We start from the raw sequence: 26,054 nt of genomic DNA, 5'->3' as shown, positions 1-26,054 counted from the left end.
ATGCGCTGTCGTTGGGTGCGTTGTCGTTGGGGGATCCATGATCCGGCCTCGGCTGGTTCACTCGATCACCGGTACCCGCTTCCGCCTGTCGACCGCCCAGGCACCGTTGCCCAGGACCCCGATCAGCAGGAACGCGAACGCGAACAACGCCGCCTTCTCCCCACCGTTCTCGACCGGCAGCAAACCATCCACCTGATGCACAGTGAAGTACGCGAACGCCATCGACCCCGAACACAGCAACGCGGCCGGCGTGGTCACCAACCCGACCATCACCAACGCCCCACCGACCACCTGGATCACCGAAGCGAACCACCCAGGCCAGACGAAGGCCTCCACCTGCTTGGTCCCCAACAGCCCGAACAACGCAGCAGCCCCATGGCAGGCGAACAAGAACCCGATGACGATCCGGAAGATCCCCAGCACCTCGTCACGCCAACGCTCCAACCGCATAAGTCCTCCTCAGGTGAACGGACGGATTCACACACCCGGCCAACGCCTCACGCCCAGCCGAATGCCCTTCACCCCACCTGAACGGACCAAGCCCCCATCCGGTTCAACCGTCCGCACCCACCCCCTCACCCTCCGAAACCAGCACCCGAGCTGGTCCCCACCCCAACATCCAGTTAGCCCTCAACCCCCAAACCTGCCAAACTATCCCCAGCCAGGGCCTCTAGCTCAACTGGCAGAGCAGCGGACTTTTAATCCGCGGGTTGTGGGTTCGAGTCCCACGGGGCCTACAGTGTGATGTCTCAAGACATAGGCGACAGCCGAAGGGACTGCCCCGAGTTCAGTTGACTCGTGGGGTGTGGTGGTTCAGGCCGCGAGTACGACCGGTTGAAGTGTCTCAAACTCGATGGGTGTGAGTTTGCCGAGGCCGCGTTGGCGGCGTCGGCGGTGGTAGGTGGTCTCGATCCAGGACACGATCGCCAGACGCAGTTCGTGTCTGGTGGTCCAGCGTCGTCGGTCCAGAACATTCTTCTGCAGCAGGGCGAAGAATGACTCCATCGCGGCGTTGTCGCCGCAAGCTCCGACGCGGCCCATTGATCCGCGCAGCTGGTAGGCCTTCAAGACCCGGACGAATTTCGTGGACCGGAACTGGCTGCCGCGATCCGAGTGCACGATCAGATTGGCAGTTGGTGCCCGCAAGGCGATCGCGTTCCGCAGCGCTGACACCGCCAGGGACGCCTTCATTCGTGACCCGATCGAGTAACCGACGATCCGGTTGGAGTAGACGTCCTTGATCGCGCAGAGGTAGAGCTTGCCCTCAGCTGTGGCGTGTTCGGTGATGTCGGTCAGCCAGATCAGGTTCGGTCCGGCCGCGCTGACCCCGCGTTTCACCAGGTCGTCGTGCACCGGTGGGCCGGCCTTGCGGGTCAGGCCGCGTTTCTTGGCGTGGATCGACCAGATCCGCTCCTGCGAGCACAACCTGGCGACCCGGTTCTCACCCGCGGCGACTCCGGCGTCGGCGAGCTCGTCGGCGATCAACCGGTACCCGAACGTCGGGTCATCGGCGTGAATGTCGATGGCGACGTTGATCAGGTGCGCATCGTCGAAATCTCTTTGCGTGACAGGATTCTTGCGCCACTTGTAGAAGGCTTGGGTGGTGAAGCCGAGTACCCGGCAGGTCACCGCGACAGGGATCGCGTCGGCGGCGAGGTCAAGGACCAGCGGGTACATCATTTTGGGTTGACGTCGCGGGCGAAGTAGGCCGCGGCGCGCCGCAAGATCTCGTTCTCCTGCTCCAACTGCCGGTTGCGCTTCTTCACCTCGCGCAGCTCAGCCGACTCCTCCCGAGTGGCGCCCGACTGGTGACCGTCCTCGATATCGGCCAGCTTCAGCCAGCGCTGCAGACACGACACGGAAATCCCGAAGTCCTTCGCGACCTGCGCGATCGGCGCCTCACCCTTGCGGGCAACCGCGACCACATCACGACGGAACTCCAACGGAAACGCTTTCGGCACGACAGACATCCTTCCAGCAAGGACCCAAGTCCTCACAGATCAGGAGTCAACCGAACCCGGGGCAGTCCCGAACCTACGATTCGTGGGTTCGGCTGTTGGTCTGTTTGGGGTGTTTTGGGGTCGGTCCGGGTGGCTTGCCGGTGGGTTGGTAGTCGCGGGTGGGGTCGAGGGTGAGTTCGCGCAGCAGTTCGCCGGTGGCGGCGTCGACGACGCGGATGTCGAGGTCTTGGACGAGCAGGAGGACGTGGGTTCGGGCGTGGGTTCGCCCGATGCCTATGTGGTGGAGCCGGCCGTTCAGGCGCAGGGTGACCACGCCGGTGTGGTCGACCCGGTCGGTGCGGACCCGGTAGTGGACCTCGCCGGTCCGGTCGATGCTCGGGGTTGCTTTCGGCCGGGCGTGATAGGCGGTCGCCGGGGTGGCTCGATGCGGCAGGGACCGGTGCGGCCTGCGCTGGTTGTAGGCCTGGACGAAGGCGTCGAGCAGCACTTGAAGTTCGGCGACGGTGGTGGGCTGGTCGGGTTGGGCGCGCAGCCACTTCTTCAGGGTCTGCTGGAACCGCTCCACTTTCCCGCAGGTGGTCGGGTGGTTCGGGCGGGAGTTCTTCTGGGTGATGTTCAGGCGGCGGAGTTCGGTCTCGAGGCCGTTGCGGCCGCCTTTCCCGCCGGACAGGCGGGTGGTGTAGACCATGCCGTTGTCGGTCAGTGTCGAGGCCGGGATCCCGTACTGCGCAACGGTTTCGCGGAAGCTGCTCAGCACGATCTGGCCGGTGATCCGCGGATGCGCGGTGACTGACAGGGCGTAGCGGGAGTGGTCGTCGAGCCAGCTGATGACCTCCACGTCGGGCCCGGGGGAATCGTCGGGGCGGGTGAGGCGGTAGTGGGTGAAGTCGGACTGCCAGCACTCGTTGGGCTGGTCGGCGGCGAACCGCAGGTACGACGACCTCGGCCGCTTGCCCGGGTCCGGTACGACGGCGCCCGCGCGGGTCAGGATGCGGTGGATCGTGGCCCGCGACAGCGCGGTGGCGTGGTGGTGCTCAAGATGCCAGCCGATCGTGTCCGCGCCCGCATCCAGCCCCTGCTCGGCCAGCTGTTTGCGCAGCGCGAGTACCAGCTCCACCGTCGCCGCCGGCGTGGCCCGCGGCGACGTCTTCGGACGCCGTGACCGCGGCACGAACGCCGCCTCGCCCTCGGCCAGATACCTGGCCTTCAGCTTGTAGACCCAGGCCCGATGCACCCCGTACCTCGCGGCGACCTCGGCCGCGGTCTGACCCTCCACGAACAAGGCGGTGATGACCAACCGAGCCTTCGACATGCCCGAGCATCCAGCCCACCACACCTGTCGCCGATCACCCGAGACACGTGTCGCCTATGACCTGAGACATCTGTCGCCTATGTCCTGAACCACAACACCACGGGGCCTACAAAACCCCTGTGCTGTCTCGCCTGATGATGGACAGATCCGTCTCGGGTGAGGCTTTCGGGACTGTCCGTCTAACGGTGTTTCTGGCCCGACGCGCCGACTGTGGTGGTTGGTGGGAAAGGTGCGGCAATGACCGCGACACTGCCGGATGTGGCAGGTAAGAAGAAGCAGGGTAAGGCGTCGGCCGAGGAGCTTGCTGCGGCTGAGTTGGTGCGGCTGGCGAAGGAGCAAGGGCTGTCGCTGACGGGCCCGGACGGGTTGTTGAAGCAGCTGAACAAGGCGGTGCTGGAGACCGCGTTGAACGAGGAGCTGACCGAGCATCTGGGTCATGAGAAGCACGGCGAGCCGGTGGCGGGCAATGTCCGTAACGGCACCCGGTCCAAGACGGTGCTGACCGAGACGTCCGGCCAGGTCGAGCTGGAGGTGCCGCGGGACCGGGCCGGCACGTTCACTCCGCAGATCGTGAAGAAGCGGCAGCGCCGGTTGAACGGTGTCGACGAGGTGGTGCTGTCGCTGTATGCCAAGGGCTTGACCACGGGTGAGATTTCGGCGCATTTCGCCGAGATTTACGGTGCCTCGGTCAGCCGGGAGACCATCAGCCGGATCACTGACAAGGTGATCGAGGAGATGACCGAGTGGGCGAGTCGGCCGCTGGACGAGGTGTATGCGGCGGTGTTCATCGACGCGATCGTGGTCAAGGTCCGCGACGGGCAGGTCGCGAACCGGCCGTTCTATGCCGCGATCGGTGTCACGCTGGCCGGGGAGCGCGAGATCCTCGGGTTGTGGGCTGGGACTGCGGGCAGCGGTGAGGGCGCGAAGTTCTGGATGGCCGTGCTCACCGATCTGCGCAACCGGGGCCTGCGGGATGTGTTCTTCGTGGTCTGCGACGGGTTGAAGGGGCTGCCGGAGGTGGTGGCGAACGTGTGGCCGCCGGCGATCGTGCAGACCTGCATCATCCACCTGATCCGCAACACCTTCCGGCTCACCTCCCGCAAGTACTGGCCCGAGCTCAAAGGTGACCTGAAGCCGATCTACACCGCCGTCAACGCCACCGCCGCCCGCGCGGCGTTCGACGACCTGACCGAGAAGTGGGGGCAGCGCTACCCGGCGGTGATCCGGCTGTGGGATAACGCCTGGAACGAGTTCATCCCGTTCCTGGACTACGACGTCGAGATCCGCCGGGTGCTGTGCTCCACGAACGCGATCGAGTCCCTGAACGCCCGCTACCGGCGCGCGATCAAGGCCCGCGGCCACTTCCCGACCGAACAGGCCGCGCTGAAGTGTCTCTACCTCGTGACCCGGTCATTGGACCCCACCGGCACCGGCCGGGCACGATGGGCGATGCGGTGGAAACCAGCACTCAACGCGTTCGCGATCACCTTCGGCGACCGATTCCCGGCAGCCGAAACCTACTGATGAACACCGCCGGAAACACCGTTAGCGAGATAGACCCAGGCTTTCCACCGTCTCGGCTGATGGTTTACGCCGTCTCGGTTGATGCTTGACACCCACTCCCTGGTCGTTCTCGGCTTGATTGCTGAGGAGCAGAGGGGGTTGGGCTGATGCTTCGGGAGCTCAGCGTGGTCGCGCAGCGGTATCAGGCAGTTCTTGCGGTCGTCGAGGACCGGTTGTCGGTGACCGAGGCGGCGGCGAAGGTCGGGGTGTCGCGGCAGACGCTGCCCAGCTAGTTGCGCCGGTACGCCGAGCGGGGTCTGGATGGTTTGGCTGACCGGTCACACCGCCCGGTGTCGTGTCCGCATCAGATGGCCGCCGAGGTCGAGGTGCGGCTGGTCGAACTGCGGCAGCTACATCCGGCCTGGGGTCCGGATCGGCTGCTGTATCGGTTGGGGCGCGACGGGGTGGAGCCGCTGCCGTCGCGGGCAGCGGTGGGCCGGGCACTGGCCCGGCTGGGGCTGGTGGCCCCCGGGCGGCGGCGCCGTAGCCGGGACAGGGTGTATCGGCGCTGGGAGCGGGGCCGACCGATGGAACTGTGGCAGTTCGACGTGATGGGCGGCGTCCTGCTCAACGACGGTCGGGAACTGAAGGCGGTGACCGGCGTCGATGATCACTCGCGGTTCTGTGTCGCGGCCGGGCTGGTGGAACGGGCCTCGACCCGCCCGGTCTGCGCGGTGTTCGCGGCCGCGCTGGGCCGTCACGGGATCCCGACCCAGGTCCTGACCGACAACGGCAAGGTCTTCACCGGCAGGTACAACAGCCGTCCGGTGGAGGTGTTGTTCGACCGGATCTGCCGCGAGAACGGGATCGAACACCTCCTGACCGCGCCGCGGTCACCGACCACGACCGGGAAGATCGAACGCTTCCACGGCACCTTGCGCCGCGAATGCCTGGCCGGGCGGACCTTCGCCTCGATCGCCCAGGCGCAGGCGGTGATCGACGCCTGGGTGCACGAGTACAACACCGACCGGCCACACCAATCGATCGGCCGCTGCACGCCGGCCGAACGCTTCGCCACCCGCGCCACCGACCCCAACCCCGCCCTCGACCTGACCGCCCTGGCCGACCGACGCACCGGCACCGACTGGATCACCCGGCGCGTCGCCTCCAACGGCGTCGTCTGCGTCGCCTGGCAACAGGTCTCCGTCGGCAAACACCGCTACGGCGAACTCGTCGACGTCCATGTCACCGACCGAATCCTCGAGTTCTGGTCCGGCAACGACCTCCTCCGCACCGTCGTCCGCGAATCGAGAGGAGAAATCCGTAAGAAGCGGGCCGCCAAACCCGCCTCAACCTAACCAAAACCGTCAAGCATCAACCGAGCACCGCACGTCAACCATCACCCGAGACGGGTCTATCTCGCTAACGGTGTTTCCGGCGGTGTTCATCAGTAGGTTTCGGCTGCCGGGAATCGGTCGCCGAAGGTGATCGCGAACGCGTTGAGTGCTGGTTTCCACCGCATCGCCCATCGTGCCCGGCCGGTGCCGGTGGGGTCCAATGACCGGGTCACGAGGTAGAGACACTTCAGCGCGGCCTGTTCGGTCGGGAAGTGGCCGCGGGCCTTGATCGCGCGCCGGTAGCGGGCGTTCAGGGACTCGATCGCGTTCGTGGAGCACAGCACCCGGCGGATCTCGACGTCGTAGTCCAGGAACGGGATGAACTCGTTCCAGGCGTTATCCCACAGCCGGATCACCGCCGGGTAGCGCTGCCCCCACTTCTCGGTCAGGTCGTCGAACGCCGCGCGGGCGGCGGTGGCGTTGACGGCGGTGTAGATCGGCTTCAGGTCACCTTTGAGCTCGGGCCAGTACTTGCGGGAGGTGAGCCGGAAGGTGTTGCGGATCAGGTGGATGATGCAGGTCTGCACGATCGCCGGCGGCCACACGTTCGCCACCACCTCCGGCAGCCCCTTCAACCCGTCGCAGACCACGAAGAACACATCCCGCAGGCCCCGGTTGCGCAGATCGGTGAGCACGGCCATCCAGAACTTCGCGCCCTCACCGCTGCCCGCAGTCCCAGCCCACAACCCGAGGATCTCGCGCTCCCCGGCCAGCGTGACACCGATCGCGGCATAGAACGGCCGGTTCGCGACCTGCCCGTCGCGGACCTTGACCACGATCGCGTCGATGAACACCGCCGCATACACCTCGTCCAGCGGCCGACTCGCCCACTCGGTCATCTCCTCGATCACCTTGTCAGTGATCCGGCTGATGGTCTCCCGGCTGACCGAGGCACCGTAAATCTCGGCGAAATGCGCCGAAATCTCACCCGTGGTCAAGCCCTTGGCATACAGCGACAGCACCACCTCGTCGACACCGTTCAACCGGCGCTGCCGCTTCTTCACGATCTGCGGAGTGAACGTGCCGGCCCGGTCCCGCGGCACCTCCAGCTCGACCTGGCCGGACGTCTCGGTCAGCACCGTCTTGGACCGGGTGCCGTTACGGACATTGCCCGCCACCGGCTCGCCGTGCTTCTCATGACCCAGATGCTCGGTCAGCTCCTCGTTCAACGCGGTCTCCAGCACCGCCTTGTTCAGCTGCTTCAACAACCCGTCCGGGCCCGTCAGCGACAGCCCTTGCTCCTTCGCCAGCCGCACCAACTCAGCCGCAGCAAGCTCCTCGGCCGACGCCTTACCCTGCTTCTTCTTACCTGCCACATCCGGCAGTGTCGCGGTCATTGCCGCACCTTTCCCACCAACCACCACAGTCGGCGCGTCGGGCCAGAAACACCGTTAGACGGACAGTCCCGACAGGCCTACCATTGTGATGTCTCAAGACATAGGCGACAGCTGAACCTACGATTCGTGGGTACGGCTGTCGGTCTGTTTGGGGTCGGTCCGGGTGGTCTGCCGGTGGGCTGGTAGTCGCGCGTGGGGTCGAGGACGAGCCCACCCGCGACGAGAGCAACCGGGGCGCGTCAGCGCATCGTTGGCGCCCGCTGGGAGGCTCGGCTCCTTGAGGCTCCTGTCGAGCAAGATCTTCGATGAAACATAGTGGTCACGGCCGAGCGACAGTTCGTCGCGGGAGGCTTCGTTGGGGCTCAAGTGGGAGCGGTGACAGGCAGCTGACCATGTCGCTGGCTTGACCCTGTCGTTGGTGTCAGGGTTTTAGGTTGCGGGTATGCCTGCTGATATTCGTGAGTGGAACCGGCGGATTGTGACGGAGTTCCGGTCGGGTGCGGGGTTCGTGCGGTGGAGTACCGAGGAGGATTTGGCGCGAGGGCGCCCGATTCCGCCCTTGTTGGCCGGCTTCGATCCTGACCAGGGCGTGCCGATCATTTTGGTCAGTCATACCGGAGCGGTGAGCGGCCGTCGACGGACTAATCCGCTGATGTATCACGCAGTGGGTAACGCTTTTGCCGTCTTCGCTACCTTTGGCGGGAGCCGTCAGCCTCCGGCCTGGTACCGCAATGTCACGAAGAATTCCGCGGTGACCGTCGAGGTGGGGTCCACGCTGATAGAGGCCACCGCCCGCGTTGCCTTCGGATCCGAACGCGAACTCATCTGGAGTGAACAGGTTCGTCGCATGCCAGCGTTCGCTGACTTCGCGAAGGCGGCGGGCCGGCGTATCCCGGTCGTCGTGCTCGAGCCGGTCGACGGTGCAGTCACGCAATCGCGTGATGGACGGCGTGAACGCGACGCGGGACCAGTTCGTGGTGGGGCAGACTAGCGGCATGGCTTCTTCTGACGATCGTCGCGAAGGGCTCCGGATCGGCGAACTTGCAAGCCGCACAGCGGTGAGCGTCCGCTCGCTGCGGTACTACGAACAGCGTGGGCTGATCGCTGCTGACCGGGAGTCCAACGGCTACCGTCGCTACGCTCTTGAGGTCGTGGACGTGGTCAACAACATCCGTGTCCTGCTCGGCGCCGGGCTCTCCATCGACGACATCAGCCAGTTCGGCGTTTGCATCCGCTCACCCGATCTGGACGAGGCGCCTTGTGCAGCGGCGCTCGCGGTCTACGAACAGCGCCTGATGACTCTGCGGACCAAGATCGAAGCCCTCGAGCAGCTCCGTACCACGCTCGTTGAGCAAACAGAACGTCTCCGCGCGAAGCTGAGTGCCTAGGGCGAGACGGGGTTCCGCGGCGTTGCTGGCCTCCTGCGCGAAGGCTTGGCTGGGGTCGTAGTGTCGGCCGGTGCGAGGCAGTGCCAGAGCTGGCCGAGTTGGTCGAGTTGGCGGTTGAACAGCTGCCGCAGGGCCGAGGAGTGGCGATCGCCCTGCATAGGCCTTGGCGCCGCCGGACGAGCGGTGTGGGTGCTTGGAGGGTGGCAGCAACGGCTGTGGTCCCAATGGTGTGAACTGCGACCGGCTCGGTAGCGAGCCGGTCGACCTCTTCGCGCGCGGCTTCCGGAGATCAGTCTCTGATTTCGTTGTATTGGGTGGAGCATTTGCCGATGGGGTCTGTGGGTGGGCGGTAGTGGCAGACCTGGATTCTGATGCGGTCGATTCCGCCGACGAGGTCTGGGTCGCCGATGTAGAAGTTGAACGAGACTGAGTTGCCTTCCGATCTGCGGACGGTGCCTTCCACCTTGGTGGATCCGGCGAAGGCGTCGAAGTACACGACGGTGGAGGAGTTCAGTCTCCAGTCGTCGGTGACGGCGCCTTGGATTCGGGCGGTCCGGTTGCCCCAGACGATCCCGCCGTAGGACCGGTTGGTACACGGGAAGCCGGCGGACGGGGAGTAGTCGTACGGGAAAGGGGCGCAGACGTCGAAAGTGTCGTTGGTCCATTGGACGCTTGCCGACGCGGTGGACTGGCAGAGTCCTATGACGGCCGCACTTGCGGCGGTCACGGCGATACCTCGTTCGAAGAAGCCCATGGTGCACTCGCTCCCTGCTCGCTCTCTACCTGCGGACGAGGACCGAGTGTGTCCGACCGGCCTGCCTCGCGGCTAGCGAGTTGCAGGAAGTGACATGCCGCCGTCAGCCACGACGTCACCCCGGCACCTGCGGTGAGGTGCCGGGGTGAACGTTACGTCGAGAGTGTCAGGACCAGACGCGGACCCAGTCGACTCGGAGGGCGGTTCCGGGGGTGATTGCTTCGCCTGCGTTCGGGCGGATTGCGTAGTTGAGGATAAGGAACTGCGGATCCGGGCCGTTGAAGCTGTGGGACCACAGCGGCTTGCCGTCGTAGTAGAACGTGACTCCGCTGCTAGTCCACTGGGAGCCGAAGTTGTGGCAGCCGACCAGTGGCGAGGACGAGTAGACGCCGCCGTGGTACTCCGGGTTGCCGTGGTGCAGCGAGGCCTTGGTACCGCCGCCGATGCCTTCGAGGATGTCGATCTCGCCGTGTTCGGGCCACGGCACCGAGGACGGGCCGTTGGTCCACCAGGCCGGGAAGCCGTCGACCCGGCCGTCGCCGTTTCCGTCTGGCAGGCAGACGCGGGCCTCGAACGAGCCGTACCGCTGGTTGAACGACTTCCGGGTGTTCACCAGGCCGGACACGTACTCCTTGGTCGCACCTCGGCAGTACGCCTGGCGCTTCGCGAGCGCCAGGTTGAGGTATCCGCCGGACTGGGAGACCTGGTTGGAGTCGTAGCACTGGAGATTGTTGCTGTTGACACCGTCCGAGATGCCTTCCTTGAACCAGCCGCGCTCCCACTTGTTCGTGTCGACCGTGGCGGCGTTGAACTCGTCCTGGAACGTCAGCCGGTGCGACCCCGACGGGTTCCATGACGGCGCGAGGCCGGTCGCCGGCGGGGTGGTCGGGTTCGAGGTCGTCGGCGAGGCCGTCGGCTTGGGCGACGTGGTCGTCGGCGACGCGGTCGGCTTGGGTGACGTCGTGGTCGGCGACGCGGTCGGCTTCACCGTCGTCGGCGCCGAGGTCGGCGCCGAAGTGGGAGCCGAGGTCGGGGCCGAGGTGGGAGCTGACGTGGGTGCCGAGGTAGGAGCAGACGTGGGCACCAAGGTGGGCGCCGATGTCGGCGCGGGTCCGGTCGCGCCGTCGGGGACGTAGCTGATCTCGAGCTTCGACTGCTTCAGCCCGGACTCGCGCGAACCGAAGACGGTGCCGCCGGCTCCGGACGGCTGGGTCAGGGCCAGGTTCAGTTCACCGGCCTGGGTGATGCCCTGGGAGACGTCGATCCGTACCTGCGCCGACTTGCCGTCGTCGGCCACGGTCGCGAAGGGCGTACCCGGCTTCGGTGCGGTCGAGTACGTGACCGCCTCGGTCCAGCCGCTCGGCGCTTTCGACACCGCGAGCTTCGCCGGGTTGCTGGTGGTCAGCCGGGTCAGGACCAGCGTGGCCTTGCGGTCGTAGCCGTCGGCCGCAGCGGGCACGGAGTACCGGATGAAGCTGGTCGACTCGTTCAGCTTGGCGACGAGCCGGGAGGACCAGCCGTGCTTCTGGGTGGGCGACTTGGTGTGGACGTACGCGTCGGCGGTGGCCGTGAGGCTGACCGGGGCCGGGACGCTGTCGGACGTCAACGCCGCGACGCCGAGTCCGGCCGTGGTGAGGACAAGGGTGGTGCCGGCGAGGATCGGGATCACTGCGCGGCGTCCGGCCTTGGCGGCCGGTTCCTTCAGTTTGTCGGAGGGGACGGCAGCGCGATGTTGTGCGCGCGCACGGGAAAATGCATCCCGCATCGGGACAGTCCTTCCTGCACGCCTGTGAGGTTAGCTGTCGGGCTCGGGCTGGAAGCTGCCCTGTCGCTGGCGCGACTTCGCCCCAAGGACCGCACCGAGGCGCGCGGAAGCGCCACGGGCCGGTCCGGGAACCTTGGGTCCCCCACTTCCGCCCTCGGATGCTGGATGGGAGGGGTCACCGACTCGGAGGGCGGAACTCGGCGTTGCGAGTCGGCGGGTATTCGTCACTCGCCGGCATCCGGTCCCCAGTTCCGTGGCCAGGCGCCGGTGAGCATACGCACACTCGCGACAGGGTCTCAACTCGGTAACGGAGGCTCGAAAAACTACTTCCCGCAACCATCGGGGTAGTCTGATCGACACAGCGTGACGAGCAGCGTGGACCCGGTACCGCTGCAACTGTCACTGTCCGTCGAAGGACACCGGTAATCGGATGGTCCGCGGGCGGGGTTTCGTCACGGTCTGTGCAGAGGGTCCCGCGAAGATACTCCGGCTTTCGGACGGCTGGTTTCACCATGCCGAGACCGCGGTACGGGCGGTCGATCTATGGTGGGCCGATGGCATCGGTCAAGCAGGTTCAGGTGACTTTCGACTGCGCGAAGCCTGAGCGGGTTGCTCGGTTCTGGTGTGAGGTTCTCGGGTACGTCGTGCCGCCGCCACCGGCCGGTTTCGCTTCCTGGGCGGACTTCGATCGCACGCTGCCGGCCGAGGACCAGGGGTCGGCGTTCGCCTGTGTCGATCCGTCGGGGGTGGGTCCGCGGTTGTTCTTCCAGCGGGTCCCCGAGGGCAAGGTCGTGAAGAACCGGGTGCACCTCGATGTGCGAGTCGGCACCGGGCTCGTGGGTGAGGAGCGCCTGGCCGCACTCGAGGCCGAATGCACACGCCTGGTCGCGCTCGGCGCGGGCCGCGTACGGCTGCTGCGGGCCGACGGCGTCAACGAGTCGTGCCTCGTGATGCAGGACATCGAGGGCAACGAGTTCTGCCTCGACTGAGGAGTACTTCCTCCCACCTCGGCTGAGCAAGCACGGGTCGACAGTTCGTCGTTGGCCCGCTATCGTCCGTTATATGAAGAGTTGTTCAGATGTTCAAATGGCCGGACGATGAGCGGCAATCACGGCGGTACCGCGACGGGGCGGTACCGCGGTGTGTTGGCTGCGACGCTCGTGATCGCGCTGGTGATCGCGGCGGTGCAGATCTTCGGGGCTGCCGTGACCGGGAGTCTCGCGTTGCTTGCCGATGCCGGGCACGTGCTGGCCGATTCCGGTGGGGTCGGGCTCGCGTTGGGTGCGACGTTGCTGGCGGCGCGGGCTGCCAGTGGACGGCGGACCTTCGGGTGGGCGCGGGCGGAGATTCTCGCGGCCGCGGTGAACGGGCTGATCCTGATCGGAATGGGCGGGTTCATCGTCGTCCAGGGCATTCGGCACCTGATCGAGCCCGGAGAGGTCGAAGCCGGTGGGATGGCGATCTTCGGGGTGGTCGGACTGGTCGGGAATCTGATCGGGGTCGGGCTGCTCTATCGGGCCCGGACGGCCAGCCTCAATCTGCGCGGGGCGTTCCTCGAGGTCGCTACCGATTCGGCCAGCTCCGTGGGGGTTCTGGTCGGCGCGTTGGTGATCGCGCTGACCGGGTTCACCCGGGTCGACGCGATCGTTTCGCTGCTGATCGGGGTGGTGATCGTGCCGCGCGCGGTGAAGTTGTTGCGTGAGGCCACGAACGTACTGCTCGAGGCGGCGCCGTCGGACGTGGACCTGGACGCGATTCGGGCGCACATCCTGGAAGTCGAGCACGTCCGGGACGTCCACGATCTGCACGTTCACACCGTCACGTCCGGGCTGCCGGTACTGACCGCGCACGTCGTCGTCGAGGCGGGTTGCTTCGGTGACGGGCACGCGCCGCAGCTGCTGGACAGGCTGCAAAGCGCTTTGGCGGGGCAGTTCGACGTCGAGCACTCGACCTTCCAGCTCGAGCCGGTCGGGCACGCCGAGCACGAGTTCGCCGCCCACGCATGACATTCAGTTCCTAGGGAGGACCGCGTCATGGCCGCCGTTACTGCGTTGGTGCTGTACGTCGTGTGGTTCGCCGTCGCGTTCGGGATTCGGTCTGTGGTGCATCGGCGGCGTACTGGGGACGCCGGGTTCCGCGGTCTGTCCGGGCGGCCGGGGTCGGCGGCGTGGTGGGCGGGGGTCTTGTTCGCGGCTGCCATCGTCATCGGGTTGCTGGTACCGATCGCGGCGCTGCTTGGGCTGGAGAGCATCCACGATGGACGGGCACTACAGCTGGCGGGCCTGGGGATCGCCGTTGCGGGGATGGTTGCCACGGTGGTGGCGCAGGCTGCGATGGGGCGGTCCTGGCGGGTTGGGGTCGATGCGGGTGAGCGGACCGAGTTGGTGACGGGTGGGGCGTTCCGGTGGGCTCGGAATCCGGTCTTCAGCGCGATGATCCTGACCGCTGTCGGGCTGACGTTGATGGTTCCCAACGTGCTCGGTTTGGCCGGGCTCACAGGGCTTCTGGTGGCAATCGAGCTGCAGGTCCGCGTGGTCGAGGAGCCGTACCTGCTCAAGGCTCATCCCGAGAGCTATCCCGCGTACGCCGCTCGGACCGGGCGCTTCCTCCCCCGCGTCGGGCGGCTGCGGCGTACTAGCTCGCTCGTTCCCGAGTAACAAACGCTGCGATACATCTCGGTGGGTGGTGGACAGGTACGGGCTATGAGCAACCCAGTGGACGACCGGGAGTCGCGGTTCGTCGCGTTGTACCAGGCGACCTGCGGGGACCTGGTGCGGTTCGTGCAGCGGCGGGCGCCCGAGGCGCAGGTCGAGGATGTCGTGGAGGAGGCGTTCCTGGTCGCTTGGCGGCGGCTGGAGGACGTACCGCGGCAGGCGTCGGACGCGCGGGCGTGGATGTTCGGGATCGTGCGGAAGACGATCCTGAACAACCAGCGCGGTACCCGCCGGCAGCAGGCGCTCGCGGTCCGGCTGGCCGAGGCGACGACCACCTGGTCGCCCGATGACGCGGACCTCGTCGCGCGTCAGGTCGATCTGCGGCGAGCGTGGAAACAGCTGTCCGCCGTTCAGCAGGAAGCTCTGGCCCTTGTGGTGATCGACGACCTGTCGGCACGCCAGGCGGCCGCGGTCCTGGGCGTCACGCCGGTCGTCTTCCGACTCCGGCTGTCCCGGGCCCGCCACGCCCTGCGCGCTCACCTGGGTCATCACGCCGCCCCTGCCGCGACCACGGCTGGCCTGACCGAAAGGCACACCTCATGAAACTCGTGGACGAGTTCGCCGACCTGAAGACCCTCGACCCGGCCGGCACCGACTTCGATCCCGACGGACCCCGGTCCCGGGCGATGCTGGAACGCGTCCTCGCGACCGATCCGGCCCAGGACGTACGCCCGGCGCGGACCCGCCGCCGGCTGGTACGGGTCGCGGTCGCTACCAGCGCGATCGCGATCGCGGCGGTGGCCGTGTTCGTACCGCGGGAAAGCGGCCCGGTACCGAGTGGGGACGAGGCGTATGCGACCTGGACCGCGCAACCGTCCGGTTTGAGCATGAAAGAAAGGGCTGATGCCGTCAAACAGTGCCGCAAGTCGCTGAACGGCATGGGCCAGGACGACAAGCTCAAGCAGGCCGTGACGGCGATGGCCGAGCGCCGAGGTGATTGGGCCTTGGTCGTCCTGACCGGGCCGGACCAGTTCGCCGCGACCTGCATGACGAACGTCAATCCCCGCAACCCCCAGGGCTACGGCACCATCGACGGCCCGGGCCGAGCGCCCGTCGGTCCGCGACAGCTCGCTGCCTCCGCACTGGGTACCAGCGGCGGCGGTAACTACGGGTACCTGACATCCGCCATCGGCCGGGCCGGGACCGACGTCGTGAGGATGACGTACAAGAGCCCCGTCCACGGCCAGGTGAAGGCGACCGTGCAAAACGGGTACTTCGCCTTCTGGGTCCCCGGCAGCGAGTTCGACGGACTGCACCCCGTCCCGGTCCAGGTCACCTACCGCGACGGCACCACGGCCATGGTCGCCCTCAGACTCGGCTCCTGATCGTCGCCGTGGATCCTCCGGGTTAATTTGTCCGGAGTCTTGTCAAAAAAATTCGGGCGTTCCTAGAGTGCCGTCATGGCGAGGCGGATCGGAGTTCACGCGCTGGTGCGGCGGACGCACGAGGAGCGGGTACTGCGGGCCTTGCGCGAGGGCGGCGCGATGAGCCGCGGGGAGATCGCCGAGCTGGTCGGGCTGTCCCGGTCCACGTTGTCGGAGGTCACCGGCCGGTTGCTGCACCGGGGCGCGATCGTGGTCGTCGACACCGACGCGGGCCGCCGGGAAGGGAGCGGGCGGCCGGCCGAGCGGCTGGCGCTCGATCCGGGGTCCGGGCAGTACCTGGGCGTCGATTTCGGTCATCGCCGGGTCCACGTCGTGGTCGCGGACGCCTCGCACGAGATCCTCCTGTCGGGATCCGCGCCGTACGAGGACGACAGCTCCTGGCCGGCGCGGATCACCCAGGCCTTCGCGTTGATCGGCACCCTGAGCACCGAGGCGCGCGTCCACCTCGGTGCCTTGCAGGGCATCGGCCTCGGCGTCCCCGGCCCGTACCCCGCGCCCACCACCACACCAACAACAGCGAGCCCTGGTACCGAGACCGTCGGCCCCGCGTTCGCCGAAAGGTTCGACGCTCCCACGATCGTCGACAACAACACCAGGCTCGCCGCGTTGGCCGAGGCGATCAGCGGGGACGGCGTGGTCGAGGACCTCCTGTACCTGCGGCTCGGGGACGGGGTCGGCGGCGGACTCGTGGTCGGCGGGCGGCTGGTCACCGGGGCCAGCGGCCTGGCCGGCGAATTCGGTCACGTCACCGTCCAACCAGACGGCCGCCCCTGCCGCTGCGGCAAGCTCGGTTGCCTCGAAACCGTCGCCTCCATCCCGGCCGTACTCGCCGCCTGCCGCGCCAACGGAGTACCGCTGGACAACCTCACCGACCTCGGGACCGCTGCCCATCACCCCGCGGTCGACCAGGTACTACGGGACGCCGCGGCCGCCGTCGGCCGGGTGATGGGCCGCGCCGCGTTGGCCCTGAACCCGGCCAGGATCGTGATCGGCGGCGAGATCACCCAGCTCGCCCCAGTACTCGTGAACCGGATCGCCGCCGCTGTCCTCCGCGAGGTGCTTCCCGGAGACGACGCGAGCCCGTCGGTCCAGGCGGCCGAGCTCGCCGACGAGGCCGGCGCGATCGGCGCCCTGGCTGCCCTGTTCCACAACAGCCCCCTGTTGGTGGGCTACCCCGAGGCCGACGTGGCCTCGCTCGACGACCCCGCAGGTCCACGGAAAGGACACCGCCCATGCCCAGCGACGACAACGGTTCGCACGTCGGCCGACGGACAGTACTGACCGGATTCGCCGGAGCGGTCGGCGCGGCCGCGCTCTCGACGAATCAGGCGAGCGCGGCCGTACCCACTGCCGACCGGCGCTATCCGCCACCGTGGCCCGAGCTCGAGCCGTACGGCCTGGCCGACACCCGGATAGACCTGTGGCCCAGGGAGGACAATTCCTTCGTCCTGCCGCTCGAACTACGGCCCCGGGACGAGGAACTCGGCCGCGTGTGGATGCGCGACACGTACGTCAACTGCTTCGTGGTCGACGGCCGGCCGCTGTACGTCGCCACCGGCACCACCCGCGCCGCCGAGCTCAGCGGGCCCGCGCCCTGGAACGACGGCATCTTCGTGTGGATCTCGTCCTCCCTGCGCGGACCGTGGCGGCTGGTCGACACCACCGGGATCCGGCCGGACGCCGAGAAGGGCAAGGTCTGGTCGCCCGAGTTCGCCGGGGAGAACCGGCCCGGGCGGACCGTGGTCGCGCCGTGGCAGGAGTACTGGCACGACGAGCAGTTCGGCAAGCGCTCGGACGTCTGGGCGCCGGAGCTGCACTACTTCCGCGGGACCTGGTACCTGGTCGCGTGCATGGGCGACCACTCCCGCAAGGTGGGCTCGTTCCTGCTGATCAGCGAGGGCGGCGTCGAGGGACCGTACCGGCTGGCCGAGGGCAACCACGACAAGCCGTTCGGGGATCCGGTCCTAGGTGGCCCGGCGTTCATCGAGCCCGGCGCGTACCACCACATCGACGGCAGCCTGTACTCCGAGGGTGACGACGCCTGGCTGGTCCTGCACAACCATGTGTACGCGAAGTTCCGCGACGACCTGGAGGACATCGTCCCGGTCACGAACCTCCCGGCGTTCCAGCAGCGGCCGTACTCCCCCGAGCCCTATCTCGAAGGCGCGTACGTCTTCAAGCACGGCGGCAAGTACTACCTGCTCCACGCCGCCTGGAACCGGACCTCGCCCAACCCGGACGGCACCACCCGGAACGCGTACGACCCCGCCGGGCCCGGCCGGTCCCAGTACACCTACGACGCGATCATCGCGGTCGCGGACCGGATCGAGGGACCGTACTCGGAGCGCTGGACCGCGGGCGTCGGGGCCGGGCACAACAACATCTTCGCCGACGCGAGCGGGAAGCTCTGGGCCACGTTCTTCCGCAATCCGCGGTTCGGCTACTGGGCGGATCCGGCCCGCCGAGACCAGGCCGCGGTACCGGGCGTCGTCCAGCTCGAGTGGACCGGACCGGCGAGCAACCGCATCTACGTCCAGCGCCGCAAACCCGGCCGACCGATCAGCTGAACAACCAGTCGAGCGAGCGCAGGCACTTGGCGGTGTACTGATCGCGCCCGGTCTCCAGCCCGTAGGCGAGGTCCTCGAAGACGGAACAGCGAGCGTAGAAGGTGGCTCGTTCGACGAGCGGAGACGGGCAGGCGGGAGCGGCCGGCCCGAGATCGCGCTGGAGGAGCCCGTAGTCGTACGCGGGGTCGGTCAGCGCCGCGTCGGTCCAGTCGATGACACCGCTCACGACGCCCGATTCGACCAGGACGTGCTCGATCCCGAGGTCGTTGTGCGAGAAGACCAAGGCCTCGGGATCGGCCGGTGGAGCGGCCCCCAGAAACAGGTCGATCCCCGCCCGATACCGGGCGGGGATCTGCTCGCGGACACCTGCGTACCCCTCGGCGGCCTCGTCGAGCCACTCGGCCAACGGCACGACATCGGCCTCGACCAGGTCGGCGAAGAGCTCGATCGGTGCGGAGTGGAGGGCCCGCAGGAACTCGTCCAGCTGCGCGGCGACCGGCGGTACGTCCGAGGCGTCCTGCTCGATCAGCGGGACGCCCGCCAGCGACCGGTACGCCATGGTCGCCGACTCGACGAACAACGGTTCCGGCGTCGGCAACGGCGAGACGCCGGCGACGATCGCCAGCAGGCGCGCCTCGCGTTCGACCGTGGCGGCGTCGCCGTCCTTGGCCGAGCGGACCACGAGGTCGCCGTTCACGAGGGTCGCCGAGTTGTCGAGGCCGGACCCGATCGGCTCGACGGACTCGATCCGGTACCCCGGCATCCGTCGACCGATCAGGTCACGCAGCGCAGTTTCGTCCACGCCTCGATTGTGCTCGACCGTTCCAAGCGCCAGGGACTACTGGCCGTACGCCTTGGCGGTCCAGCCGAGCAGGCCGAGCGAGCCGCCCTTGATGTCGGTGCCGATGCCGTCGTTCTTGGTGGCGTCGAAGTGGACCGAGGCCTTGCCGTCCGCGGCGATCCCGAGCAGCGGGCGCCCGTTCGGGTGCTTCTCACAGAAGCCGGTGCTCAGGCTGGTGAACCCGGACCAGCCGGTCGAGCGCAGCACCTTCGAGGAGATGTGGGTGGGCGTCGCCACGTTGACCCGCCACTCGCGGAGTTCCCCGTTGGACCTGGTCCCGAGCAGCACGTCCGTCTTGGCGCTGCCACTGCCACCGGTCCGCTCGTACACCAGCGTGTTCACCGTGTTCCAGGCGGTGCTGGCCAGCTTGACGCCCGCCGACGGTACGCCGGTGGTCGGGTTCACCGTGTAGCGGTAGAGGGAGCTGCCGGTGACCCGGTAGAGGTACGGGTACCCGTACGCGAGCAGCTTGGTGGAGCCGAAGCCCGACTTCAGCCGGGTCGCGCTGACGTTCGTGACCTTCCAGGCGCCGTTGACCAGCTCACCCGTCCGGCTCACCTTGTAGAGGTAGCCGTCGGTCGGGTGGGCGGCGAACTCGGTGCTGCGGAAGACCGTGTCGTCACCGGATCCCCCGAGCTGCTGCAGGGCCGACGGGACCCAGCCGAGCTTGTCGCCGGCGTACTCCTTGGTCGCGGCCTTGCCGGCCGAGTACTGGTAGGTCAGCCGCTGGCCGTCCGTCCGGTAGGCCGCCGTCGAGACGCTGCAGTCGGTGGGGACGTCGCTGACGGCCGCCGTCGCCGGTCGGGCCAGCACGCTGACACCGGCGACGACCAGCCCGGCCGCGACCACGGTCAGCGCCGTCGCGCCGGCAACGAGGGATCCACGCATGAAGACATTCCTCCGAGATTTGTTGGCAGGGAAACAAAGTTCAGGGCGAGGGTACGTGTTGCCGATGGCAACGGCCTGCCCGTAGCGGGCCCGTACCCCGGGGAATCAGGGGGCGGACTCGGCCGCCCAGAGCCGGTTGCTGGCTTCGATGTCGATGCTGCTCCGTCGCAGTGAGCCGGGTGGCGACCCGGTGCCACCGCTGAACGAACCGACCAGGATCGCGACCAGCAGGAACGGCATCAGCAGGACCCGGACCAGCATCGCCCACGGCGCGCTGGCGCCGAGTCGGCCACCGTCCTTCAGGCGGACGAGCCGGGTCCCGGTCAGCAGGCCACCGAGCGCGCGGCCGTTGCCGTAGAACATCCCGTAGAGCAGCGGAACCACGAGCACCAGCGCGATCACACCCAGTCCCACGACGTCCGAGCCGAGCGGGGACTGGCTGTCCCGCGCGGCCAGGAGGCCGATCCCGACGAACAGGACGACGACGTACACCGCGAAGTCCACCAGCCACGCGAACGCGGTCGTCCAGGACCCCGGACGGACGTAGCGCCGGCCGTTCCTGAGCGGCTCGACCCGCTTGGCGAGATCCGGGCCCAGCACCGCCGCCGGGTCCACATACCTGTTCATGGACGGGACCGTACCGCCCGGTGAGGGGCGCCGGAGTACGGGCGTGGTACGGGCAGCGGGGCGACAATCGGCCTGGCTAAGGTCCTTGCCGGGGGCATCCGACTGGGGCCATCGGTCATCGAGGCGGTCATTCTGTTGCCCGGAGCAAACGTCTCGGTTCGGACCAAGGGTCAGGATCAGCTTTTGTCTACCCCTCCTAGCCGGTAGGTTGTGCCTGTGTCCGGACGGCCGCACCACGACGCTCCGGGCATCTCTTCTGTCCAGGGTTCGTCCGCCCGCTTCGGAGAGTTGCTCCGCTCTTACCGGCGGCAGCGGAATCTCACCCAGCGAGATCTCGCCGACCGGGCCGGCCTGAGCATGGCCGCGATCCGCGACCTGGAGCAGGGCCGGACCAGGAGCCCGAAGCCGGAGTCGATCCAGCTGATCGCGGCCGCCCTGTCCCTGAACCACCACGACACCGCGGCCCTGCAGGACGCCGCTCTGGCACACCGCACCACCACGGTCTCGGTGGCCTCCCCGGCCGGCGCGCTCCGGATCGGGATTCTCGGGCCGCTGGAGATCCGGTACGGCGACACTCCGCTGAACATCAACTCCGGTCCGCAACGCACCCTGCTGGTCCGGCTCGCTCTCGGCGCCGGGACCACGGTGAGCCAGGACGAGCTCGTCGACCTGCTCTGGCCGCGAGGCGCGCCGGACAACGCGGGCAACCTGCTGCAGACCCGGATCGCTCGGCTGCGGCGACTGCTGGAGTCCGGCGGCCCAACCGCCCCCGTGATCACCGGCAGCCGAGCGGGCTACCGGCTGCAGGTGGGATCCGACACGCTCGACCTGCTGACGTTCCGCGAGCTCGCCGCGAAGGCGGCCGACGACGCTCCGGACGCCGCGTTCACCGGTCTCTCGACGGCCGTGGAGCTGTGGCGCGGCGAGACGGACGTGGAGACGCTGGCCGACCACCCGCTCACCATCACGGTCGCGAACGAGTACGCCGCCGCGGTCCAGGCCCTCGCCGCACTGGCCCGCGAGGTGGGTGAGCCGGAGCTGGCGCTGAGTACCCTGCGCGGCCTGACGTCGCGGCACGAGCTCGACGAGCCGTTGCACGCCGAGCTGATCCAGACCCTGGCCGCGGCCGGTCGGCAGGCCGAGGCGCTGGCGGCGTACGACCGGATCCGGGCCGCGCTCGCCGATCAGCTGGGCATCGATCCCGGGGAGCGGCTCCGCGCGGCCCAGGTGGCCGTGCTCCGGCAGCAGAGCGGGGCCCCGGCGCCGCCCGTTCAGCAAGCGGTCGTCCAGCAGGCCCCGACGGCGCCGACGGACTTCATCGGCCGCGTCGACGAGCTGGCGACGATCAGTACCGCGCTCCGGCGGCCGGACGCGCTCTCCTCGCGGACCGTCCTGGTCAACGGCATCGCCGGCGTCGGCAAGACCGCGTTGGCCCTGACCGCGGCCCATCGCCTGCGCGCGGAGTACCCGGACGGGCAGCTCTACGCCGATCTGCGCGGTAGTGACGCGGTGACGCCCGCGCCGCTGCAGGTGCTCGGCCGGTTCCTGCGTGCTCTCGGTGTGCCCAGCCGGCGGATCGGTACCGACGAGACGGAGGCGGCCGCACTGTTCCGCAGCGAGCTCGCCGATCGGCGGATCCTGGTCCTGCTCGACAACGCCCAGGACACGGCCCAGGTCCGGCCGCTGCTCCCGGGAGCGGGCCGCAGCGACGTGATCGTGACCAGCCGGCGCCGCCTGCCGGAGCTGGACGCGGCCGACGTCGTCAACCTCGAACCCTTGCCCCGCGACGACGCGGTCCGGCTGATCACCTCGACCGCCAGGATGCTCGACGCCGGGACCGACGGGGTCGCCGCGCTCGCTGAGGCCTGCGCCCGGCTCCCGCTCGCGCTCCGGATCGCGGGCGCGCGACTGGCCACCCGGCAGGAGTGGACGATCGCCGATCTGGCCCGGCGCCTCGACGACGGCAACCGTCGCCTGTCCGAGCTCAGCCTGGGTGAGTCCAGCGTGCTGAACAGCTTCGAGCTCAGCTACGCCGACCTGGGTCCTGCCGCGCAGCGCGCGTTCCGGCTGTGCAGCCTGCATCCCGGCGACGACTTCAGCGGCGAGAGCACGGGGATCCTGCTCGGCATCCCGACCGCGGAGGCCGACCGCGTCCTCGAGGACCTGCTCGAGGCGAACATGCTGCTGCAGCACACGAAGAACCGCTACCGGTTCCACGACCTGCTCGGCCTGTACGCCCGCCGGCTGCTCGCCCAGGACAGCCAGGCCGACGCGGCGCGGACCCGGCTGTACTCCTGGTACGCCGAGGCGGTGACGGCCGCGGTCGACTGGGCGTACCCGCAGCTCGTCCGGCTCAGCTCCCATCCCGAGCCGGAGCGGTTCTTCACGTCGGAGACGGCGGCCCTCAGCTGGCTGGACGACGAGCTGCGCGCCTTGCTCGCGGTCGTGGAGGACAGTGCGGCCATCGGTGAACGGGAGCTGACCTGGCGGATCGCCGACCAGCTCCGCGGGTACTTCCTGATCCGCCGGGACGCCGACGGCTGGCTGCAGGCGGCCCAGACCGGGACGGCGGCCGCCACGCTCGCCGGTGACGACGTCGCCCGCGTCGCGATGCTGATGAACCGTGGTCAGGCGTTGTGGGCGGCCGGCCGGGACGACGACTCGATGGCGGACTGTCTCACCGGCCACGCCCTCGCGGTCGCCGTCGACTGGCCGCTCGCGGCCGCGTACATGGCCCACCAGGTCGGCTGGCTCCACCTCGAACGCGGCACGCTCGGCGAAGCCGCACTCTGGATGAGCCGCGCCCTCGAATGGACCGCGGCCGACCAGGAGAGCCACGTCCGCGCCGTCGCGCTCAACGGGCTCGGCATGACGCGGCTGTACCAGGGCGAGCTGCGCGACGCGGCCGACCTGCTCGCGGCCGCGCTCCGGATGAACGAGAACGGGCGGGCCACGTCCGCGCTCGCCAACCGGGGCAACCTGGCCAGCGCGCTCCGGCAACTGGGCGAGGTCGACGAGGCTGCGGCGCTGCTCGACGAGGTGCTGGTGGCCTACCAAACAAGGTCGCATCCGCGCGGCGAGCTCTCCACCCTGGACGAGCTGGCCCGGCTGTGGATCCAGCGCGGCGACGGGGCCGTCGCCCTGGAGCTCGCGGTCCGCGCACACGATCTCGCGATCATCGTCCGCGACCGCAAGGCCCAGGCCCAGACCGCGGCGACCGTGGCGCTGGCCCAGCTCGAGTACGGCGACGCGGGTGCGGCGATCGAGTGGAGCGACGCCTGCCTGACGATCGCGCGCGGCGTCTACCCGTACATCGAGGCCGATGCCCTGCTGGTCCAAGCTCGAGCCCTGCACACCACAGGCGACCGCGACTCCGCAGTCGGCGCCGCCACCCAAGCCGAGTCGATCGCAGCCACCTGCGGGTTCGGCCTCCTCCAATCCCAGGCCACGAAGCTCCTGGTGAAGATCAGATCGGGAGCAAGCGATGACTGACCACGGACGATCCCTCCGGACCGTGCTGACCTCTGTCGGCCTGGTTGGCCTTGTCACGCTCGGCCCGACGTCCTGCGGCAACGGCTCCGCAAGTGCTTGCGAGAAGGCGCTGACCACGGCGGCGACTTCGGTGAACGGTGTGGTCCGGGCCGAGTTCACCTGCAAGCGCTCCTTCGGCAATCCGAGCCAGAAGGGCTCGGTGACGACGTCGGGGACCACCCAGCAGGCGGTGACCGCGGTGATGGAGGACGTCCTGCGTGCGTTCGCCCGCTCGGCCGAACTGGACGACGCCTCGGTCGTGTACGTCGACTTCGCCAACGAGCCGGGGACGATCTCGGTCGTCGAAGCATCGGTCGGATTCAACGGCACCCCGTCGATCGGCGATCTCCGCGACCACTACGACATCAGGCCCAACTGACGGCGGTACGGGCGGGGTGCGGGCGGGGTACGGGCAGAGTACGGGCGGTTGGGCAGGGCCGGCGCTTCCTACCCTCGGTGCCATGCCGCCCTGACCGGGCGCGCACCGCCCCAGCAGATCGGATGTGTTCGTCATGCGAAGGAGTCCTGCTCGCCGCTGTATCGTCACGGTGCTGACGGCATTCGTCACCACGGTCGCCGGGTCCGCCGTCGTCGCCACGCCCGCCGCGTCCACCGCCGGCCTGAGCAACCCGAGCGCAACGCTCACCGTCAAGTGTCCAGGAGTCAAGGCGTTCGTCCAGGTCGACTGGCGCGGCGCGAACCAGGTCACCGTCCGCTGGCGCCTCGACGACACCGCAGCGGATCGCAAGTCACCGGTCCTGCGGATCCAGGCGGTCAACGCGAAGGGGTCCACGGCCTCGATGGTGTTCCCCGGCGGCAACCCGCACTACGGGCTCGACGGCGGCAAGGGCAGCCACAAGGTCGGCCTCAAGAGCGGCTGGAACCCGGGCAACCTTGCTGACATCAATCACCTGAAGGTCCTGGTCCGCAACGGCAACACCGAGCAGGGGACGTCGTGCAAGGCGTCCCGGAACATCTTCAACTGGAGCCGGATCGCCTACACCACGGCGGTCAGCAAGAAGGACAAGAAGTACAAGAAGTACAAGCTCGGCGGGGTCGGGCCGGACTACTACGACTGCTCGGGCCTGCTGCTCACGTCGTACAACAAGATCGGGCTGTTCCCCGATTTCGACCTGTCGAAGGTACGGACCGCCGAGCAGATCTACGACTGGGCCCGGACGCACACCTCGCCCGGCAAGGTGTACGCGCAGAAGATCCGGGCCTCGGAGGCGAAGGTCGGCGACCTGTTGTTCTACGAGAAGACCGCACCGAGCTCCCGCGACATCACCCACGTCGCGTTCTGGGCCGGCGACAACACCCTGTACGACGCCCTGAGCCCGCAGGCCGGTATCGGGTTCCACGCCAACAGCGCCTGGTGGACCCAGCGGCTGGTCGCCGTCTACCGCATCCTCGGCGTCTCCACCGACGGCTGAGCCGCGGGACTGCGACGATGAGTCCTGCGACTTCTCCGCGGAGGGGCAGGACCCATGCGCAGACTCGTGGTGTCGATCCACAGTACGGCGAACGACATCGTCACCGGATCCCCGTCCGGCGATGAGACCGAGCTGTCCTGGGCCGGTCCAGGGATCGAGGAGTCACTGGACTCCTTCCACCGATCCCTGGCCGCCGTCGACACCATCCTGCTCGGCCGCGGCACCTACGAGGACCTGGTCCGCAAGTGGCCGGCCGTCACCCCGGCCCCAGGAATCCCCGAACTCGTGCTGACGATCGCGGAAATGGTCAACACCATCCCGAAGATCGTCGTCTCGCGTACTCCCTTGGAAGGCCTCCATTGGGGTCCCTTCGACCGACCGCGCCAACTCACCGGCGCCGATGTCGTGGACCAGCTGAAAGCCCTGAAGGAACGCGACGGCGGCACCATCATCACCTTCGGCAGCCCTCAGCTCGTCCGATCCCTCGTCAACGCGCACCTGGTCGACGAGTTCCGCCTCCTCATCCACCCGGTCCTCGTCCACGAAGGCCACCACCTCTTCGACAACCTCGAAGGCCGAACCGAACTCTCCCTCCTCGACCTGGAAGCCTTCCCCAGCGGCGCGATCCTGGTGACGTACGAGGTCAGCTGA

At 68.2% G+C, this 26,054-nt stretch carries 23 protein-coding genes, 1 tRNA gene, 1 pseudogene and 1 riboswitch; of the genes and pseudogenes, 16 read left to right on the top strand and 9 right to left on the bottom strand.

From position 1 onward, the window contains the following. Positions 1–57: 57 nt before the first annotated feature. Positions 58–450: a DoxX family protein gene (locus FB561_RS12400; protein ID WP_145806200.1), complete on the bottom strand. Its 393-nt coding sequence runs from the start codon at positions 448–450 to the stop codon at positions 58–60. Between the two features lie 214 nt (positions 451–664). On the opposite strand from FB561_RS12400, the gene FB561_RS12395 reads away from it, so the two are divergent. Next, a tRNA-Lys gene (locus tag FB561_RS12395) sits at positions 665–737 on the top strand. 76 nt (positions 738–813) lie between these two features. On the opposite strand, the gene FB561_RS12390 is transcribed toward FB561_RS12395, so the two are convergent. Next, positions 814–1,961 (bottom strand): IS3 family transposase gene (locus FB561_RS12390; RefSeq protein WP_145806198.1). Its coding sequence is split into 2 segments (ribosomal slippage): positions 814–1,682 and positions 1,682–1,961, totalling 1,149 coding nucleotides; the frame shifts between segments, so codons are not numbered across the junction. 73 nt (positions 1,962–2,034) lie between these two features. Beyond that, positions 2,035–3,273, bottom strand: a complete 1,239-nt coding sequence (locus tag FB561_RS12385; RefSeq protein WP_145806196.1) for an IS481 family transposase — start codon at positions 3,271–3,273, stop codon at positions 2,035–2,037. Between the two features lie 237 nt (positions 3,274–3,510). Between FB561_RS12385 and FB561_RS12380 the strand changes: the two genes are divergently transcribed. Together FB561_RS12380 and FB561_RS12375 are read left to right on the top strand one after the other, a co-directional pair. Continuing rightward, positions 3,511–4,797, top strand: coding sequence for an IS256 family transposase (locus tag FB561_RS12380; RefSeq protein WP_145806194.1), 1,287 nt, complete (start codon positions 3,511–3,513; stop codon positions 4,795–4,797). A gap of 146 nt (positions 4,798–4,943) precedes the next feature. Then, positions 4,944–6,134, top strand: a pseudogene (locus tag FB561_RS12375) (IS481 family transposase). An 89-nt stretch (positions 6,135–6,223) separates the two neighbouring features. Here FB561_RS12375 and FB561_RS12370 read toward each other — a convergent pair. Beyond that, positions 6,224–7,510 (bottom strand): IS256 family transposase, encoded by a 1,287-nt coding sequence (locus FB561_RS12370; protein WP_145806194.1) that lies wholly within the window; start codon positions 7,508–7,510, stop codon positions 6,224–6,226. 442 nt (positions 7,511–7,952) lie between these two features. Between FB561_RS12370 and FB561_RS12365 the strand changes: the two genes are divergently transcribed. Both FB561_RS12365 and FB561_RS12360 read left to right on the top strand, forming a co-directional pair. Continuing rightward, complete coding sequence (locus FB561_RS12365) at positions 7,953–8,501, top strand: nitroreductase/quinone reductase family protein (protein WP_145806192.1); 549 nt, start codon at positions 7,953–7,955, stop codon at positions 8,499–8,501. A 4-nt stretch (positions 8,502–8,505) separates the two neighbouring features. Then, entirely contained in the window at positions 8,506–8,898 is a 393-nt protein-coding gene (locus FB561_RS12360) for a MerR family transcriptional regulator (protein WP_145806190.1), read from the top strand. Between the two features lie 289 nt (positions 8,899–9,187). On the opposite strand, the gene FB561_RS12355 is transcribed toward FB561_RS12360, so the two are convergent. Next, the gene (locus FB561_RS12355; protein ID WP_145806188.1) at positions 9,188–9,652 is read right to left on the bottom strand and encodes a hypothetical protein; all 465 of its coding nucleotides are present in this window, start codon (positions 9,650–9,652) and stop codon (positions 9,188–9,190) included. Between the two features lie 166 nt (positions 9,653–9,818). Beyond that, entirely contained in the window at positions 9,819–11,417 is a 1,599-nt protein-coding gene (locus FB561_RS12350; protein ID WP_145806185.1) for a glycoside hydrolase family 16 protein, read from the bottom strand. Between the two features lie 5 nt (positions 11,418–11,422). Continuing rightward, a riboswitch (cyclic di-AMP (ydaO/yuaA leader) is annotated at positions 11,423–11,585 on the bottom strand. Positions 11,586–11,971: 386 nt separating this feature from the next. On the opposite strand from FB561_RS12350, the gene FB561_RS12345 reads away from it, so the two are divergent. The 7 genes from FB561_RS12345 to FB561_RS12315 all read left to right on the top strand — a co-directional run bounded on the left by FB561_RS12345 (position 11,972) and on the right by FB561_RS12315 (position 18,083). Then, positions 11,972–12,406: a VOC family protein gene (locus FB561_RS12345; protein WP_145806184.1), complete on the top strand. Its 435-nt coding sequence runs from the start codon at positions 11,972–11,974 to the stop codon at positions 12,404–12,406. A 153-nt stretch (positions 12,407–12,559) separates the two neighbouring features. Beyond that, complete coding sequence (locus FB561_RS12340) at positions 12,560–13,423, top strand: cation diffusion facilitator family transporter (RefSeq protein WP_238335161.1); 864 nt, start codon at positions 12,560–12,562, stop codon at positions 13,421–13,423. Between the two features lie 27 nt (positions 13,424–13,450). Next, positions 13,451–14,074, top strand: coding sequence for a methyltransferase family protein (locus tag FB561_RS12335; protein WP_145806180.1), 624 nt, complete (start codon positions 13,451–13,453; stop codon positions 14,072–14,074). 45 nt (positions 14,075–14,119) lie between these two features. Continuing rightward, positions 14,120–14,674 carry an RNA polymerase sigma factor gene (locus FB561_RS12330; protein ID WP_145806178.1) on the top strand — a complete coding sequence of 185 codons (555 nt, stop codon included), beginning with the start codon at positions 14,120–14,122 and terminating at the stop codon, positions 14,672–14,674. Then, the gene (locus FB561_RS12325; protein ID WP_145806176.1) at positions 14,671–15,456 is read left to right on the top strand and encodes a hypothetical protein; all 786 of its coding nucleotides are present in this window, start codon (positions 14,671–14,673) and stop codon (positions 15,454–15,456) included. The genes FB561_RS12330 and FB561_RS12325 overlap by 4 nt, the downstream gene beginning before the upstream one ends. 75 nt (positions 15,457–15,531) lie before the next feature. Then, positions 15,532–16,797: an ROK family transcriptional regulator gene (locus FB561_RS12320; protein ID WP_145806173.1), complete on the top strand. Its 1,266-nt coding sequence runs from the start codon at positions 15,532–15,534 to the stop codon at positions 16,795–16,797. After that, complete coding sequence (locus FB561_RS12315) at positions 16,749–18,083, top strand: family 43 glycosylhydrolase (RefSeq protein WP_145806171.1); 1,335 nt, start codon at positions 16,749–16,751, stop codon at positions 18,081–18,083. Before FB561_RS12320 ends, FB561_RS12315 begins: the two co-directional genes overlap by 49 nt. Here the strand turns inward: FB561_RS12315 and FB561_RS12310 are convergent. The 3 genes from FB561_RS12310 to FB561_RS12300 form a co-directional block, all read right to left on the bottom strand. Then, the gene (locus FB561_RS12310; protein WP_202880598.1) at positions 18,076–18,885 is read right to left on the bottom strand and encodes a phosphotransferase family protein; all 810 of its coding nucleotides are present in this window, start codon (positions 18,883–18,885) and stop codon (positions 18,076–18,078) included. The two genes, FB561_RS12315 and FB561_RS12310, sit on opposite strands and share 8 nt — an antisense overlap. 36 nt (positions 18,886–18,921) lie before the next feature. Then, entirely contained in the window at positions 18,922–19,812 is an 891-nt protein-coding gene (locus tag FB561_RS12305) for a hypothetical protein (RefSeq protein WP_145806169.1), read from the bottom strand. 105 nt (positions 19,813–19,917) lie between these two features. Next, positions 19,918–20,439: an RDD family protein gene (locus FB561_RS12300; protein WP_145806167.1), complete on the bottom strand. Its 522-nt coding sequence runs from the start codon at positions 20,437–20,439 to the stop codon at positions 19,918–19,920. A gap of 216 nt (positions 20,440–20,655) precedes the next feature. Between FB561_RS12300 and FB561_RS12295 the strand changes: the two genes are divergently transcribed. From FB561_RS12295 to FB561_RS12280, 4 genes are all read left to right on the top strand, one after another. Then, positions 20,656–23,931 (top strand): BTAD domain-containing putative transcriptional regulator, encoded by a 3,276-nt coding sequence (locus FB561_RS12295; RefSeq protein ID WP_170284646.1) that lies wholly within the window; start codon positions 20,656–20,658, stop codon positions 23,929–23,931. After that, positions 23,924–24,349 (top strand): hypothetical protein, encoded by a 426-nt coding sequence (locus FB561_RS12290; RefSeq protein ID WP_145806163.1) that lies wholly within the window; start codon positions 23,924–23,926, stop codon positions 24,347–24,349. Before FB561_RS12295 ends, FB561_RS12290 begins: the two co-directional genes overlap by 8 nt. A gap of 133 nt (positions 24,350–24,482) precedes the next feature. Further along, positions 24,483–25,403, top strand: a complete 921-nt coding sequence (locus FB561_RS12285; RefSeq protein WP_145806162.1) for a C40 family peptidase — start codon at positions 24,483–24,485, stop codon at positions 25,401–25,403. A 54-nt stretch (positions 25,404–25,457) separates the two neighbouring features. Then, on the top strand, positions 25,458–26,054 hold the full coding sequence (locus tag FB561_RS12280; protein ID WP_145806161.1) for a dihydrofolate reductase family protein: 597 nt from the start codon (positions 25,458–25,460) through the stop codon (positions 26,052–26,054).

The sequence above is a fragment of the Kribbella amoyensis genome, from assembly GCF_007828865.1.
GTDB lineage: Bacteria > Actinomycetota > Actinomycetes > Propionibacteriales > Kribbellaceae > Kribbella > Kribbella amoyensis.
Note: the sequence above shows the minus strand (reverse complement) of the source record. Positions and strands in the feature narration are given on the sequence as shown.

Coding starts and splice junctions, on each gene's coding strand:
- FB561_RS12400 (WP_145806200.1), bottom strand. CDS start 450: ATGCGGTTGGAGCGTTGGCGTGACGAGGTGCTGGGGATCTTCCGGATC.
- FB561_RS12385 (WP_145806196.1), bottom strand. CDS start 3,273: ATGTCGAAGGCTCGGTTGGTCATCACCGCCTTGTTCGTGGAGGGTCAG.
- FB561_RS12380 (WP_145806194.1), top strand. CDS start 3,511: ATGACCGCGACACTGCCGGATGTGGCAGGTAAGAAGAAGCAGGGTAAG.
- FB561_RS12370 (WP_145806194.1), bottom strand. CDS start 7,510: ATGACCGCGACACTGCCGGATGTGGCAGGTAAGAAGAAGCAGGGTAAG.
- FB561_RS12365 (WP_145806192.1), top strand. CDS start 7,953: ATGCCTGCTGATATTCGTGAGTGGAACCGGCGGATTGTGACGGAGTTC.
- FB561_RS12360 (WP_145806190.1), top strand. CDS start 8,506: ATGGCTTCTTCTGACGATCGTCGCGAAGGGCTCCGGATCGGCGAACTT.
- FB561_RS12355 (WP_145806188.1), bottom strand. CDS start 9,652: ATGGGCTTCTTCGAACGAGGTATCGCCGTGACCGCCGCAAGTGCGGCC.
- FB561_RS12350 (WP_145806185.1), bottom strand. CDS start 11,417: ATGCGGGATGCATTTTCCCGTGCGCGCGCACAACATCGCGCTGCCGTC.
- FB561_RS12345 (WP_145806184.1), top strand. CDS start 11,972: ATGGCATCGGTCAAGCAGGTTCAGGTGACTTTCGACTGCGCGAAGCCT.
- FB561_RS12335 (WP_145806180.1), top strand. CDS start 13,451: ATGGCCGCCGTTACTGCGTTGGTGCTGTACGTCGTGTGGTTCGCCGTC.
- FB561_RS12330 (WP_145806178.1), top strand. CDS start 14,120: ATGAGCAACCCAGTGGACGACCGGGAGTCGCGGTTCGTCGCGTTGTAC.
- FB561_RS12325 (WP_145806176.1), top strand. CDS start 14,671: ATGAAACTCGTGGACGAGTTCGCCGACCTGAAGACCCTCGACCCGGCC.
- FB561_RS12320 (WP_145806173.1), top strand. CDS start 15,532: ATGGCGAGGCGGATCGGAGTTCACGCGCTGGTGCGGCGGACGCACGAG.
- FB561_RS12315 (WP_145806171.1), top strand. CDS start 16,749: ATGCCCAGCGACGACAACGGTTCGCACGTCGGCCGACGGACAGTACTG.
- FB561_RS12305 (WP_145806169.1), bottom strand. CDS start 19,812: ATGCGTGGATCCCTCGTTGCCGGCGCGACGGCGCTGACCGTGGTCGCG.
- FB561_RS12300 (WP_145806167.1), bottom strand. CDS start 20,439: ATGAACAGGTATGTGGACCCGGCGGCGGTGCTGGGCCCGGATCTCGCC.
- FB561_RS12290 (WP_145806163.1), top strand. CDS start 23,924: ATGACTGACCACGGACGATCCCTCCGGACCGTGCTGACCTCTGTCGGC.
- FB561_RS12285 (WP_145806162.1), top strand. CDS start 24,483: ATGCGAAGGAGTCCTGCTCGCCGCTGTATCGTCACGGTGCTGACGGCA.
- FB561_RS12280 (WP_145806161.1), top strand. CDS start 25,458: ATGCGCAGACTCGTGGTGTCGATCCACAGTACGGCGAACGACATCGTC.